General features: G+C 37.5%; 12 protein-coding genes and 1 pseudogene. 8 read left to right on the top strand and 5 right to left on the bottom strand.

What is annotated here, in order from left to right:
* Nucleotides 1-96 precede the first annotated feature (96 nt).
* Nucleotides 97-1,050 (bottom strand): AEC family transporter, encoded by a 954-nt coding sequence (locus tag HMPREF0877_RS01120; protein ID WP_002827266.1) that lies wholly within the window; start codon nt 1,048-1,050, stop codon nt 97-99.
* A gap of 25 nt (nt 1,051-1,075) precedes the next feature.
* Complete coding sequence (locus HMPREF0877_RS01115; protein WP_002827265.1) at nt 1,076-2,701, bottom strand: malolactic enzyme; 1,626 nt, start codon at nt 2,699-2,701, stop codon at nt 1,076-1,078.
* A gap of 132 nt (nt 2,702-2,833) precedes the next feature.
* Here HMPREF0877_RS01115 and HMPREF0877_RS01110 point away from each other — a divergent pair, with 132 nt between their 5' ends.
* On the top strand, nt 2,834-3,712 hold the full coding sequence (locus HMPREF0877_RS01110; RefSeq protein WP_040760173.1) for a LysR family transcriptional regulator: 879 nt from the start codon (nt 2,834-2,836) through the stop codon (nt 3,710-3,712).
* A gap of 105 nt (nt 3,713-3,817) precedes the next feature.
* On the opposite strand, the gene HMPREF0877_RS01105 is transcribed toward HMPREF0877_RS01110, so the two are convergent.
* Both HMPREF0877_RS01105 and HMPREF0877_RS01100 read right to left on the bottom strand, forming a co-directional pair.
* Nucleotides 3,818-5,272: a beta propeller repeat protein gene (locus tag HMPREF0877_RS01105; protein WP_002827263.1), complete on the bottom strand. Its 1,455-nt coding sequence runs from the start codon at nt 5,270-5,272 to the stop codon at nt 3,818-3,820.
* 523 nt (nt 5,273-5,795) lie between these two features.
* Nucleotides 5,796-6,200, bottom strand: a pseudogene (locus tag HMPREF0877_RS01100) (Fur family transcriptional regulator).
* Between the two features lie 127 nt (nt 6,201-6,327).
* On the opposite strand from HMPREF0877_RS01100, the gene HMPREF0877_RS01095 reads away from it, so the two are divergent.
* From HMPREF0877_RS01095 to HMPREF0877_RS10335, 3 genes are all read left to right on the top strand, one after another.
* On the top strand, nt 6,328-7,005 hold the full coding sequence (locus HMPREF0877_RS01095; protein ID WP_040760170.1) for a VIT1/CCC1 transporter family protein: 678 nt from the start codon (nt 6,328-6,330) through the stop codon (nt 7,003-7,005).
* 13 nt (nt 7,006-7,018) lie between these two features.
* On the top strand, nt 7,019-7,705 hold the full coding sequence (locus HMPREF0877_RS01090) for a VIT1/CCC1 transporter family protein (RefSeq protein WP_040760167.1): 687 nt from the start codon (nt 7,019-7,021) through the stop codon (nt 7,703-7,705).
* Between the two features lie 381 nt (nt 7,706-8,086).
* Nucleotides 8,087-8,179 (top strand): putative holin-like toxin, encoded by a 93-nt coding sequence (locus HMPREF0877_RS10335; RefSeq protein ID WP_219843350.1) that lies wholly within the window; start codon nt 8,087-8,089, stop codon nt 8,177-8,179.
* Nucleotides 8,180-8,401: 222 nt separating this feature from the next.
* On the opposite strand, the gene HMPREF0877_RS01080 is transcribed toward HMPREF0877_RS10335, so the two are convergent.
* Nucleotides 8,402-8,878, bottom strand: coding sequence for a DUF2785 domain-containing protein (locus tag HMPREF0877_RS01080; RefSeq protein ID WP_081443706.1), 477 nt, complete (start codon nt 8,876-8,878; stop codon nt 8,402-8,404).
* A gap of 58 nt (nt 8,879-8,936) precedes the next feature.
* Here HMPREF0877_RS01080 and HMPREF0877_RS10485 point away from each other — a divergent pair, with 58 nt between their 5' ends.
* The 4 genes from HMPREF0877_RS10485 (at nt 8,937) to HMPREF0877_RS01065 (ending at nt 14,486) form a co-directional block, all read left to right on the top strand.
* Nucleotides 8,937-9,059, top strand: coding sequence for a helix-turn-helix domain-containing protein (locus HMPREF0877_RS10485; protein WP_242446767.1), 123 nt, complete (start codon nt 8,937-8,939; stop codon nt 9,057-9,059).
* 681 nt (nt 9,060-9,740) lie between these two features.
* The gene (locus HMPREF0877_RS01075; protein ID WP_040760164.1) at nt 9,741-11,093 is read left to right on the top strand and encodes an SLC45 family MFS transporter; all 1,353 of its coding nucleotides are present in this window, start codon (nt 9,741-9,743) and stop codon (nt 11,091-11,093) included.
* A 94-nt stretch (nt 11,094-11,187) separates the two neighbouring features.
* Nucleotides 11,188-13,446 carry a glycoside hydrolase family 65 protein gene (locus HMPREF0877_RS01070; RefSeq protein ID WP_002827253.1) on the top strand — a complete coding sequence of 753 codons (2,259 nt, stop codon included), beginning with the start codon at nt 11,188-11,190 and terminating at the stop codon, nt 13,444-13,446.
* A gap of 56 nt (nt 13,447-13,502) precedes the next feature.
* Nucleotides 13,503-14,486 (top strand): aldose epimerase family protein, encoded by a 984-nt coding sequence (locus HMPREF0877_RS01065; RefSeq protein ID WP_040760162.1) that lies wholly within the window; start codon nt 13,503-13,505, stop codon nt 14,484-14,486.

Raw genomic sequence — 14,486 nt, 5'->3', positions numbered from 1 at the left:
GTTCCGATGTTTTTTTAGGTTACTTACATGCACTGGTATTTGATGAAAGTATTAGTCATTTTCGTTTGTATATACGCTACTTGTCTAATTTTTTAATTACAACATCGTAATTATTTGCATCAAAATTGGTACGACAATCACGAATAGGACAGTTGAAGTTGTAACAACATTTGTCGCATATTCGACGTCACCCTTAGCATCACCAACCAAAATTGGCAAAACAGCTAATCCAGGAGCAGCAGCTTGGATAACCAATGTACCTTGTTCAACTGATGGAATGTTCATTGTATTCTTAAACAGCATCATGATAATAATCATAACGGCAGGGGCAAAGACAAATCGACCAAGTAGAGCGACAATCGTATCACGATCGAAGTGAATTGACTTCAAACCAGCATCTGCCAGTACAATACCGATGTAAATCAATGACAATGGTGTTACCACGCCACCAACCATTGAGAAGGTTTTATCAACCAACGTAGGTAAAGGTAAGTCTAGTAACAACCATACTAAAGCAACGATAAAGCCTAACAATGGAGCAGGTAACAATTTCTTCCAATTAAACTTTCTGGTATTGTCAGACTTTGGTCCGTCATTAGAAACAAAGAAGATACCAATTGCCCATGTTGAAACAGTGTTAGCAAGATAGTAAACCAAGAAGAACGACAATGAATGTTGTCCAAATAATGCCAAGTTTAACGGCAAACCGATAAAGATTGTATTTGCGTTCACGAACATGTTTATGAACGTGCCACGACGTCCTTCTCGAACCTTCAAAATTTTCGTCAAGATCCAAGCTATTAGGTAACCAACTGCAAATGAAATAATGACGAAAACTAATGACCCAGAAAGGGCAATCAATTTTGAACGGGTTAAGTTGTCCAAAACACCAACAAATATGTTTAAGGGCAGGGCGACCTTCATAATTAAGAATTCAATATCATGTTTGAATGAGTCTTGGAACTTGCCACCATTTCGTAGTAAGTAACCCAAAGCAATCACGAAGATAATCTCAACAACGGATGAGATTGATGTTAGTAATGCAGACATTTTAAAAAATAACTCCTATATTTGATTAGTATTTAGGTGTCCATTGGGCAGACTTAACAGCAGCTTCAACGTTGTCGATTTCAACTTGATTCAATCCTTCAGCAATTGCTTGCTTAGCTACAGCAACGGCAACACGAAATGACATTTCTGACAAACGTGACACAGGTGGCAAAACAGGAGCACCAGGTTGAGAAGTATCAACCATACCACCTAAAGCATGGGCAGCAGCTGAAATCATACCGTCTGACAATATCTTAGCTTTGGCAACAATTGTTCCCAATCCCAAACCTGGGTAAACTAGCATGTTGTTAGCTTGGCCGATTTCGTAGGTTACACCATTTGAAGCCACAACTGGATCGACAGGTACGCCAGCAGCAACCAAGGCTTTACCGTCTGACCACTTAATCAAATCATCTGGCATGGCTTCGTGTAACTTCGTCGGGTTTGACAATGGAAAAATTTTTGGGTGATCAGTGTTAGCAATCATTGCCGCAACAATTTCCTTGGTAAATGAACCAGGATTAGTTGAGGTACCGACCAAAACAGTTGGTTTAACAGTCTTAACAATTGTCAATAAGTCCGTTAATTCATCAGCATTTTCAAATTCTGAACGTGAACGAGCAAAAGGTTTTTGTTCAGGTGTCAACGTTTCATCATCGTCAAATAATAGCCCTTGACGATCAACCATATAGAAGTGCTTACGAGCTTCTTCTTCCGATAAACCTTGTTGCATAAATTCGGCCAAGACACGACTAGCGATACCTGTACCAGCTGAACCACCACCGTACGTCAAGTATGTTTGTGACTTAATGTCCTCACCAGTAATAGCCAAGGCACCCAAAACAGCTGATGTGACAACGATGCCAGTTCCTTGAATGTCATCATTAAACGTTGGCCAGTTATTTTTGTATGTGTTCAAAATTTTTGTTGCCGTTGATCGTCCAAAGTCTTCAAAGTGTAAGTACATGTCTGGGAACAGTGATTGTGCAGTCTTAACAAATTTATCAATGAATTTAAAGTATTGTTCACCGTGAACACGTTCGTGGCGGTTACCCAAATATAGTGGATCTGCCAACAACTCTTTACGATTCGTACCAGCGTCAACCGAAACTGGTAAGACTGAGGTAGGGTCGATACCGGCAGCAGCGGTGTAAACCATCAACTTTCCAACGGCAATATCAACACCTTGAACACCCCAGTCACCAATTCCCAAGATACCTTCAGCATCAGTGCCAACCAATAATTTAATGTCACGTCCATCAGCAGCATTTTTTAATGTAGCTTCAATGTTCTCGGGGTGATTAATATCCAAGAAGGCAGCGTTTTGTGGATTCACAAATAACGCAGAATAGTTTTCGATTGTGTCTGCAATGGTTGGATCATATACAATTGGCATGAATTCAGCAACGTGTTGATCTACCAAGTAATAGAACAAAGTACGGTTTGTGTCGAACAATGTTGAAAGGAAAATACGCTTTTCAACGTTGTTAGCCTTTGTTAAATATTGGGCATAAGCCTGATCAGCTTGTTCTTTAATCGTTTGAACATGGGCTGGTAATAAACCAGTTAAGCCAAGTTCTGCACGCTCTTCTTCAGTAAAACCAGTACCTTTATTCAAGAAAGGGTTGTTTAAAATTTCTTGTCCACGCATTATGTAATTATCTCCTTAAAATTAAATAACAATTTCTTAACGGTGCCTAGTCTACTATCTATAAATTTTTATAGTCAAATCGTGTAGATGTGATAAAATTTATTTATAAACGAACGGATGGAAGGTACTGGAATGAACTTCAAAGATCTTTCATATTTTTCTGCCTTGGCGCAGTTGAAACAGTTTACTGCTGTTTCTGAGCAATTCGGTGTCACTCAGCCGACAATTACATATGCTATCAAACGACTAGAGGAGGAGTTTGACAGCGAATTACTCGAACGTCATGCTTCAAAAAAGTCGGTGGAACTCACTCGAACTGGTGAACTTGTGTTGACTCTAGCTAAACAAATTCAAAGTGAAATTACCTTCACGAAGGAAGAGGTACGGTTACATTCACTAAAGAAACTGCGATTTGGGTTACCACCAATCATTGGAAATTATTATTTTTTACCGGTCACGCGTGAACTTGCTAAAATGCATTTACTTCCAAATTTTGAGGCAGTAGAGCTTGGGAGCGATGATTTAATGGCACACGTTAAGGAGGGTAAATTAGATTTTGGTTTAATTGCATCGATTGACGATGTTCATATTCCTGGCGTTAATGCACAAAAGGTGGCGTCATTCCCATTTGTATTAGCAACCACGAAATATGACATGCCTGATGAATGCTATTTTGAAGATGTTGCAAGTGAAGATTTCGTTTTATTTAATGAAGGATTTATTCACAGTCGTGTCTTTAAGGAACTAACATATAACACGGAAGTTTTTCCCCATATTTTGTATCAAACCTCAAATGTTGAGGCGCTCAAAAGCGTAGTAAGGGAAGGTTTGGGCATGACATTGATTACAACTTTGGCGTTGCGTGAAACTGATCATGATACGCATTACACCAATCTTTTGAACAAGAATTTACCAACATTTAACATCTATCTTTTAACACGTAAAAACGTGCCACTAAACGATTCTCAGCAAGCAATTTTGCAAACTATTAATAATTACATCAGTAAGTAAACAGTCATTCACTTAAAATGTGCCCGATAAGTGAAGTAAGACAAAAAACCGCCCTCAGCTTTTTCGAGTAAGGCGGTTTAAGAGTATACTTTGAAGTATACTTATTTAATTTTTATGATGAATAATTTTAACAAAAGACCATGTTTTACCTTCATCTATAGAATGATAAAGAGCTTGCGCAAAACCACTTTCATAATCACCCTGAGTTCCTTGACCAACTTTCATTTGTAGACCATCTTTTGTCTTAGTAGGCATATCAGGTGCAACAAATGGTTCATAATCATCGTGATTGTCTAATGATATTTTTTTTGTATCATAGGTCACTTCGGAAAAAGTTTTTCCTGCATCTTCAGTACGATATAATTTGGAACTAGTACCTGAGTTCTGTGATAAAGCAACAAATCCAAGGGACTTGCTCAAAAATTTTACATTTAATGCTGTACCACCTTCTCCATGAAATGGATCATTATTCAGAGGTGTCCAGGTTCTACCACCGTCATTAGTCTGCATTAATTTGTAATAATACGTACCTAGTGCAGCATTGACCACTTGTAGACGATACCCAATTTTTTTGCTTCTGAATGATTGGACTTCGTTTGTGTTTAAATCAGTTGTTGGATCTGGTGCTGGTAAGTCAGCACTTGCCTTTATGCGACTATCAAAGAATCTAAAGAATGCTTGTGCTGTTTCTCCATGAATATAAATTGGCACGTTATACTGGGATGTTTGCTCAATGTCTGTGGTATCACCATTTTTATTAACATCAATAATTCCTTGTTGTGTAGGCTTTAATTGTGTTGTTCCAGCATAGTATAAATCGAAGGTTGATCCAGCTTCATTTTTTAAAGTATTAGAAAACTTTGATGTATTCGTAATTTTTAACAGAGGATCAATATTGTTAGATTTTTTTACTACTTTAGTATCAAAATCACTTTGACTTCTACGAATTATAATTTTATTACTTTTACTAGTGTCGTAATTGATTAGGTATGTTTGTCCAGATTTATCCTTATTTTGACCGGTTAGATAACCCTCGAACAGGGTGATTTTTCCATTATGATCAAAAGTAATTTTCAACGGATCATCAGGAGATACATAAAGTTTATTTGGTAAGTTTACTTTTTGTCCTATGCTAGCAAAAAATTTATTTAAACCGTTATTGTATATGTTATCTTTTGTTACTTTTACACTACGAACGTTAAAAATATAATCTAGCCTGTAATTAAGACGGGTACCAATTTCCTGTGCACTTCGATATTGACCAATTACTAGTATAATGCACAATGAAAGAAATATTGCAGGTCCTATAAAATTCCAAGACTTGTATAAAGTTCGTGATGAAAAATACCTTTGTACTTTTTTCCAAGAATTAAAATGGATAATACACCAGATGAACCAAGTCAAAATACTGATGCTAATTATGATGACTAAGGGAAGGTTTAAAAGTAAATTACCAAAATTTGCTATATTGATGAGTAACCAAACTAAGATAGCAAAAACTACAATGACAATTGGATTAAATAGTCTAGCCCAGAATAAGTATTTTTCTTTTTTAATCAATTATTTTCTCCTACTATTTATTTATTGTTGAGCTTCTAATTAGATTTTAAAGTTATGGTCCTATAAAATTTATTTTCATGAATAAAAACCACTCTTTAACTAGTTGTGTATTTGTGAATTAAATGTAAATATGACCAATTATAAGATTATATTCAGTAATCGTTTTCACTTTTTAATATACTATCAAAAGTGGCGTAAGCATACAATTTGCTATCATTTGCGAACACAAAACCAATTTCAAAATTAGTCAAATCATCAGTGATGAGTTACTTATCCTAACACATCGAAAACAACAAGAAGTAAGGCAAACTAAAAACCGCCTCATGATTTGATAGGTAAAAAGGCGGCTTTAAATTCAAATTTAAACAGTCAACGTTGGCGTAAGTAAGACCTCGTGTTATCGCACGGGGCTTTTTTGTTTACGAGTAAATTATAACGTGACTTTCGTGGACATAAAAAAACCAGTAACCTGAATAGATGTTACCCTGTTCAAGTTATTGGGTACATCGAAACAGTTGTGTTTTTATTTTGCATCTTTAGGGTCAATACCATATAGCTCAATATGATAACCAGAAATATTGAGACCACTAGCTTTCCGAGCTGCGTCAAGTAATGGTTGTACGTCAAAATTATTAGCATCAATGATTTCGTGTGTTTTTTGATTGATGATGTGTTAGTGGGGTTCACCATAGTAATCAAAATGACGTTTATCATCATTACTATCAATAACAATGACTAATCCAGTATAAACTAATTTTTCAAGTGTGTTGTAAATGGTAGCTAGGCTAATTGATTGTAAGTCAGCATGGATCATTTCAGCTGTTGGATGAGTTTTATGAGACATCAGATAATCTAAAATAACCATACGCTGAGTTGTTGCCCTAAGTCCATATCGTTGCAACATGTTACGTAATTTTTGATCAAACATCATTATCTCCATTCAATATGACATCATTATATCACGCCTAAAATGTTCTACAAAACAACTTGAATTGTGAGACAAAGAGCGTTATTATCTAATTATATTAGAATGATTCTAAAAAGGAGTGATGGCAATGTCCAAAAAACAAAGTTTAATGCAGCGTGATAATATTATTCGTGCAGCGGTTATGGGAGCAAATGATGGCATCTTGTCTGTTTCGGGAATCATATTGGGTGTTGCAGGCGCCACAAGTCATACCGGAACTATTTTGTTAGCTGGATTTGCAGGCACGTTAGCGGGCACTGTTTCGATGGCGATGGGGGAATACGTTTCAGTTAGTTCACAACATGATGCTGAAGAAAAAGTACGTCGGGTACAAACAAAAGCGTTAGCGGATGATTATAATAAGGAGTTTGATTTTGTTCAAAAAAAATATGAAGCGCATGGCATTTCATTAGAGTTGGCCCAACAAGCAACTCGAGAAATGATGAATATGGACCCCTTGGTGACAACTGTGCGTGAACGTTATGGTTTTTCGTTAGATCATGAGTTAAGTGCAAAAGATGCGGCTTTAGCATCTTTGATTAGTTTTCCGATTGGTTCAGTACTACCAATGGTGGCAATCTCAACGTCAGCACTTGATGTTCGTGAATTAGTAACTTTTTTTGCCGTTATTTTGGCTTTAGCTATAACAGGGTATACAGCTGCCTACTTAAACGGTGCTGATAAAAGGCACTCCGCAATTCGCAATGTGTTGGCTGGTGTATTTACCATGCTCGTAACTTATGCTATTGGTAGCTTCTTTAGATGAAGGTGAGTATACTATGGAAAAGAAAAATAGTATTAAAATGACTATGGATGAGCGATTGAACACGATACGTGCCGGTGTTCTGGGAGCAAATGATGGTGTTTTAACTGTTGTTGGTGTTCTTTTTTCTGTGGCCGCTGCAACAAATAATCATTTTGCCATTTTTATTGCTGGTTTATCTGACCTACTAGCGTGTGCACTATCAATGGCTTCTGGTGAATATGCATCTGTCAGTTCACAAACTGATAGCGAAAAAGTTGTTGTTGCGAAAGAACAACAATTGTTAAATGATGACATCGCTGGACAAAAGCGGATAGTTACCAATTTTTATGTCGATCGTGGTGTTTCACAACATACAGCCGAAAAAATTGCGGATGAACTACTCACTAAAAAACCACTAGAAACAGTTTTGAGTGTTAAATATGATTTTACGTTGGGACATTATATGAATCCTTGGTCAGCAGCGTGGTCATCATTGTTTAGTGCCGCAATTGGTGGTATTTTTCCATTAGCAGCTTTAGTATTCGTAACAGGACACTATCAATTTGTCGCTACAATTGGTGCAACAGTTTTCGCTGTTGGATTAACTGGATTTTTGAGTGCTAAAATCTCTAATGGTCTTATCAAACGAGCAATTATTCGGAATATTATTATTGGTCTTGTAACAGTCGCAATTCACTTTGGTATTGGAAAACTATTTTGAAATGGACTTGCCCATGAAATTTAATATTTGAATTATGGGGCATGATTAAAAAATGGCTGAACTGAATAAAAAAATTGGAGTAATCTTCACAACCGTTAGTGAGTAAATGGTTATCCATTTAAAATGTGTTCAGTAAGTAAAATAAGATAGTTCATAGATACATCATATGTTAAAAAGACGTGAATATTTGCGCATCTAAAATAGTGAACTGGTCTGATTAAAAAGTCGTTAAATCCATTGGTACAACAGGGATTTAACGGCTTTTATGATATAATAAATTCATGGGTTAAAAGGCGGTGACTAATCTTTCCGAAAGGGGTTGGTGCCTATGAACAAGTGTTCGTAGACTTCAAAATCTGATGAAAGGAGGGTTAGCTGAACATGTCTGTTCACGATGCAATATCTTTAATGATATTGTTCGGGAGCTTTTTGTTGGCATTGTTGACGTATATCGACAATCACAACAAGAAGTAAGACAAACAAAAAACCGCCCTTTGCTTTGACGAGTAAGGCGGTTTTAAATTCAAATTTAACAGCCACTGTTGAAGTAGCCCAGGCCTCGTGTTGGTAGCACAAGGCTTTTTGTTTACATATATATTGTAGCATGACTTGTTTAATTAACCAAGTAACCGGGATCACATGCCCCTAGACCAGTCGGATTACCATTGACTCTTCAATCTATTATCAAAAAAAGAGTTAAAAATTATAACCCATCTTTTGATAATAGTGATTTAACTTAAGTTCGACAATTGATTTGATTTCTGAATCATTTGAAAAGAAAATTAACCAGTGATGTAGTATAAGGGTCCAAGTATGTAATCGATAGCAAGTATTTAGTTTTGTAGCATCATATTGCATCCACAATTCTTTATCAATATATTGAATACCTTTAATAAAGTCCTCGACTGAAATGTTCTCTGCCTGGACACCTAATTTAAAAGCTGATGCTAACCGGGATTCTTCCTCATCAATAAAAGGCGTTTCTAACCGATTGATGACTTTTTTGAGAGTTATAAACAGTTCACTAACATTAGTTAGATGAAATTTAGTATGACTTAGTGAACTTCCTAAAAAATCACTACCATGAGCAATAGCGTGTGCCCAGCCTTTGTTAGTAACAAAGCCCCGGTAATCATTTTCCAATTTTAGATATTGAATACTCCTTACCTGAATTTTGTGATGAGACGTGGTGAATCAAAATAATATTGCACGAAAGGCGCATGTCTCAAAAATGACACTTAGCCATGTAATTAATCATCCAGATCAAGTATCACATGAACTGATGGTACGAGTACAACATGCAATAAAAAAAAGACTGTTGACTATCTGCGAAATCAAATCGTACGGTTATTAGTCAACCAACGCCATTATGTCATTCGTTTCTTACTTTTAGAAGATGTTACAACAGTTGAACCGAATTATTGATTCGATTAGCTATAATTTACAACAAAAAGGTTAGACACTGAAAATTAGTTTAGATATTACGGAAGAGACACAATCTATTGACGTGAATAATCGAGTAGGCATTGAATAAACGACTGAATATATATGCCAGCAGGGATATCGTGATATTTATTATATTGTTTAATCGTTAGATTAGTATTGAACTTAATGCACAATTTCTAATTGCCGACTACGATTATCCGTGCGAGCGATTAGATTGCACTTGTTGTGCTAAGTGCGGTTCAGCCGAAATTAAACACCCATAAGACAAGCGTTTGCCTTAATTGTTGAAAAAATTGTCGCACAAATTATTTCTTAAATTGAATCAAAAAACGATAGAATTAGGAAATACCAGCATTTCAGCAGCTATAGCTGTTCGATAAATAATAAATTTGCATAATGTTATCGTTAACATTATGCAAACGCTTCCATTAATTATCCAAATGTTCTATGCTATAAACGGTTACATATATTGGTGTTCAGAACATGTTCCTGATTTCTAAAAAACAGTTTCATCACGAATTGTTCATATAAATGGTGCATGATTAGAGCAAATCAATTATGTTTCAAAAAAATTTTGGAGGAAGTAATGATGGTAGATAACAAAAAAGGGCAGGGGTTGCCAAATCTGCCGCTAAGCACCATTTGGATGCTGAGTTTTGGATTTTTGGGTGTGCAGATGGCATTTTCATTGCAGAGTTCCCAAATGGGACGTATTTTTCAGACCTTGGGTGCTGATCCCACTAAGTTAGGATTTTTCTTCATCCTACCACCATTGGCAGGGTTGTTTGTTCAACCACTAGTTGGTTATTTTTCAGATCGCACATGGACAAAACGTTTTGGTCGTCGTATGCCTTATTTATTGGCTGGCGCTCTTGTGTCAGTTATCGTAATGTTCTTGTTGCCTAACTCAGGTAGTTTTGGTTTTTCAACTACTGCTGGGTTATGGTTTGGGGCTACCACAATTTTGTTCATGGATTTGAGCTCTAACGTTGCGATGCAGCCCTTCAAGATGGTTGTTGGTGATATGGTTAATGAAGACCAAAAGTCATACGCATACTCAATTCAAAGTTTCTTATCTAATACAGGATCTGTGTTGGCAACTATTTTCCCATTCTTGCTGACAGTGATTGGTGTTGCTAACACAGCGCCTAAGGGTCAAGTGCCAGCATCTGTAATTATTTCATTCTATGTTGGTGCAATCATCTTAGTTGTCTTTTCACTGATTGCGGTCTTTAACGTAAAAGAATACGATGATGCCACTTATGAGTTATATCATGGCTATGCTTTGAACACACCAAATGATGGTGAAGGTGGTTTCTTGACTTTGTTAAAGCGTGCACCAAAAACATTCTGGATGGTTACTTTGACTCAGTTCTTCTGCTGGATGGCATTCCAATATTTGTGGACCTACGGTACTGGTGCTGTGGCAGACAATATTTTCCATGCAACTGATCCAACAACGGCTGGCTACCAAAATGGTGGAAACTGGTTTGGTGTCGTGTCAGCGGTTTATGCTATTGCAGCCGTTGTGTGGTCGCTAGTCTTATCAAAGATTCCAGCAAACAAAAACAAAACAGGTTATGCTTTGTCGCTATTTTTGGGGGCAATTGGGTTCACATCAGTGTTCTTTATTCATTCACAGTATTTGTTGATTGGCTCATTTATTTTAATCGGTATTTCATGGGCAGGTATGATGACATACCCATTCATTATGGTAACCAACGCATTGCCCGGTGATCACATGGGGACTTATCTAGGATTGTTTAACGGTTCAATTTGCTTGCCGCAAATTGTAGCCTCAGTTGCTAGTTTTGCACTATTCCCAGCACTTGGTTCACATTTCCCATCAATGATCTTAGTATCCGGAATCTTAATGTTAATTGGTGCTGTTAGTGTTGGATTTATCAATGAAATTCACAGTAATCCAGTAGATGCACAATAATGGCTAACGCTTCGGCGTTAGTATGTGCGATCGGTCGTCGTAGATATTAACGCCGAAGCTAAGCATTCGAAAAATTGAAGAGGTAGAAAGTCTTATGAAACGAATTTTTGAAGTTGATCCTTGGACAGTTACGTCACATGATTTGAATCCCGAAGATAAACGTCTCCAAGAATCTATGACGAGTTTGGGCAACGAATACATGGGCATGCGTGGCATGTTTGAAGAAGTCTATTCCGGTGACACACATCAAGGAATTTACGTTGGTGGTGTTTGGTTCCCAGATAAAACACGTGTCGGTTGGTGGAAAAATGGTTATCCGCTTTACTTTGGAAAGGCTATCAATGCGCTAAACTATGTCAAAGCAGACATTTACGTTGATGGCAATCAAGTTGATCTAGCTAAGAATGATGTGGCTGATTTTGAAGTATCATTGGATATGAAAAATGGTGTTTTGAATCGAACGTTTACTGTGTTTGGCGTAACGTTTAAAATCACGCGCTTAGTTTCAGCAGCAGTTAAGGAATTGGCAGATATTCACTATGAGTTGTCATCTGCTGATGGACAAGCGCACAAAATTCGTTTTGATGCTAGTATTGATGCTGACGTCGTCAATGAAGATTCAAATTATGATGAAAAGTTTTGGCAAGTTTTGGATGCAGGTAATGAGACTAATTCATCGTTTATCGCTACGCAAACGATTGAAAATCTGTTTGGTGTGCCACAATTTACAGTTGTTGCCCGTCAGAGCTTTGTTGGCGGTGAAAAGCATGGTGTGAACCGTTCTGAAAAAGAAGTGACTGATAACTTTGACATCGAAGTACCAGCCAAAAGTTCAGTTAGTTTTGAAAAGCGCGTGATTGTGACAACTTCGCGTGATTATGATAGCCTAGCTCAAGCGATTAAAACAGGCGAGACACTAACTGCGAATCTTGCCACACAAACATACGACGATATCTATACAGCACACGCGCAAGAATGGGCTAATCGTTGGGAAAAAGCTGATGTTCAAATTGAAGGAGATGATGCGGCGCAGCAGGGTATTCGCTTCAACCTATTCCAGTTATTCTCAACTTACTATGGTAATGATCCACGTTTGAATATCGGACCAAAAGGTTTCACTGGCGAGAAGTACGGTGGTGCCACGTATTGGGACACCGAAGCATTTGCTATTCCTGTTTACCTTGGTGTTGCTGATCCGTCTGTGACCCGTTCATTGCTACAATATCGTTTTGATCAGTTGGATGGTGCATTCCACAATGCCAAAGAACAAGGCTTAAAAGGTGCTTTGTACCCAATGGTGACCTTTGATGGTATTGAGTCACACAACGAGTGGGAAATTACTTTTGAAGAAATTCACCGTAATTCGACAATTGCCTATGCGATTTATAATTATACAAACATCACGGGAGATCACTCATGGCTTGACGGTGACGGCGCACAAGTTTTGTATAATATCGCACGCTTCTGGGCAGATCGTGTCCACTATTCTGCCCGAAACGATAAGTACATGATTCATGGTGTCACGGGTCCCAACGAGTATGAAAACAATGTTAATAACAATTTCTATACAAATTGGATGGCAAAATGGGTTTTGCAATACTCCCTTGAACACTACGATGAAATTCATGCTGACGAAAAAGCTAAGTTGGCTTTGACAGATGAAGAATTAGCAAAGTGGCAAGAAATTGTTGATAAGATGTATTTGCCAGAGGCTGATGTTGATACCAAGACAGGTAAAAAGCATATCTTTGTTCAACATGATACATTTTTGGATAAAGATTTGACACCAATCGCTGATATGCCACAAGACATTCGTCCAATTAACCAAAACTGGTCATGGGATCGCATTTTGCGCTCGCCATATATTAAGCAATCTGATACATTACATGCCATGTTCTATTTCCCAGATGCGTTTACTGAAGAAGAAAAGCGTAACAACTTTGAATTCTATGAACCATTGACAGTGCATGAGTCATCATTGTCGCCATCTGTTCACTCAATTTTGGCTGCTGACTTACAAATGGAAGATAAAGCAGTTGAAATGTACGAACGTGCGGCCCGTTTGGACTTAGATAATTATAATAATGATACGTCAGATGGTTTGCATATAACCGCTATGACAGGTTCATGGTTAGCGATTGTGCAAGGATTTGCCGGCATGCGTGTGCGTGATGGTAAACTCTACTTGAAGCCATTCTTGCCAAAGAATTGGACAAAATATGCTTTCCGTTTGGTATTCCGAGGTCATGTTTTGGAAGTGTCAGTTGATGGTCAAGGTGCACATGTTGACTTGATTTCAGGTGAACCATTAGTTATTGACCTATTAGGACAAGATGTCGAATTGACAAAGTAATAAGCCTGATGATGAGCGAGAAATCGCTCATTTGCTGTATAGCAGGAAAGGACATCATGAAAGTAGTAGAGAAGGATTTTGGACAATTACCTGACGGAAAAATCGTGACGGCGTTTACCCTAGAAAATATTAAGCACACACAGATTACTGCGATTTCGTACGGAGCAACTTGGCAGTCATTTTCCGTTGAACATGATGGTGTCAAACAAGAATTATTAGTACAATTTAATGATTTAGCCGCGTATTTAGATAATCCATTCCATTTTGGAAACACAATTGGTCGCGTTGGTGGCCGTTTATCAAAAACTGACTATGATATTAATGGGGCACATTTTACATTAACACCAAATGATCATGACAATGTTTTACATTCTGGCATCAATGGCTTTGATGCGGTTAATTGGCACGGTGAAGCAAGAAATTTGGGTACAGCAGCGGAAATTAATTTCACACGTACTTTTGATGATGAATTCGCCGGACAATTAGCTGCCCAAGTAACCTATCGATTGGACGATGAGGATCGTCTAGATATTATATTTAGTGGCGTTTCAACTGAAAATACATTGTTCAACCCAATGACGCACGTCTACTTTAATTTAGTTGGTAAGGATCAAGATATCAGTCAGCATAAATTACAAATTGCATCACGTCAACATCTTGAAGTTGATAATCACGCGATTCCAACCGGTAACGTGATTGATAATCAAAATACAAAATTTGATTTTGCGCATTTGCATGCCTTGGGACAAGAGCATTACGATGATGCTTGGGTATTAGATCCCAGCCGTCAAGGGGAGGGAGTAGGACTAACTTCACCCGATGAAAGTTTGACCTTGACAGTGGATTCAGATCGCAATGGTGTGGTTGTATTCACTGCCAATCCTGACGATAGCAGTGACATTAAAACAGCGCTTGCTATTGAGATGCAGACCTTGCCTGATGCGGTTAATCATGAAGGCTTTGGTGATATTGTTTTGCCAGCAAATGAAACAAAAACATATACTGTAACTTACCAAATTAAAAAAAGCGAGGATAAATAA

It is taken from the genome of Weissella paramesenteroides ATCC 33313 (assembly GCF_000160575.1).
GTDB lineage: Bacteria > Bacillota > Bacilli > Lactobacillales > Lactobacillaceae > Weissella > Weissella paramesenteroides.
Note: the sequence above shows the minus strand (reverse complement) of the source record. Positions and strands in the feature narration are given on the sequence as shown.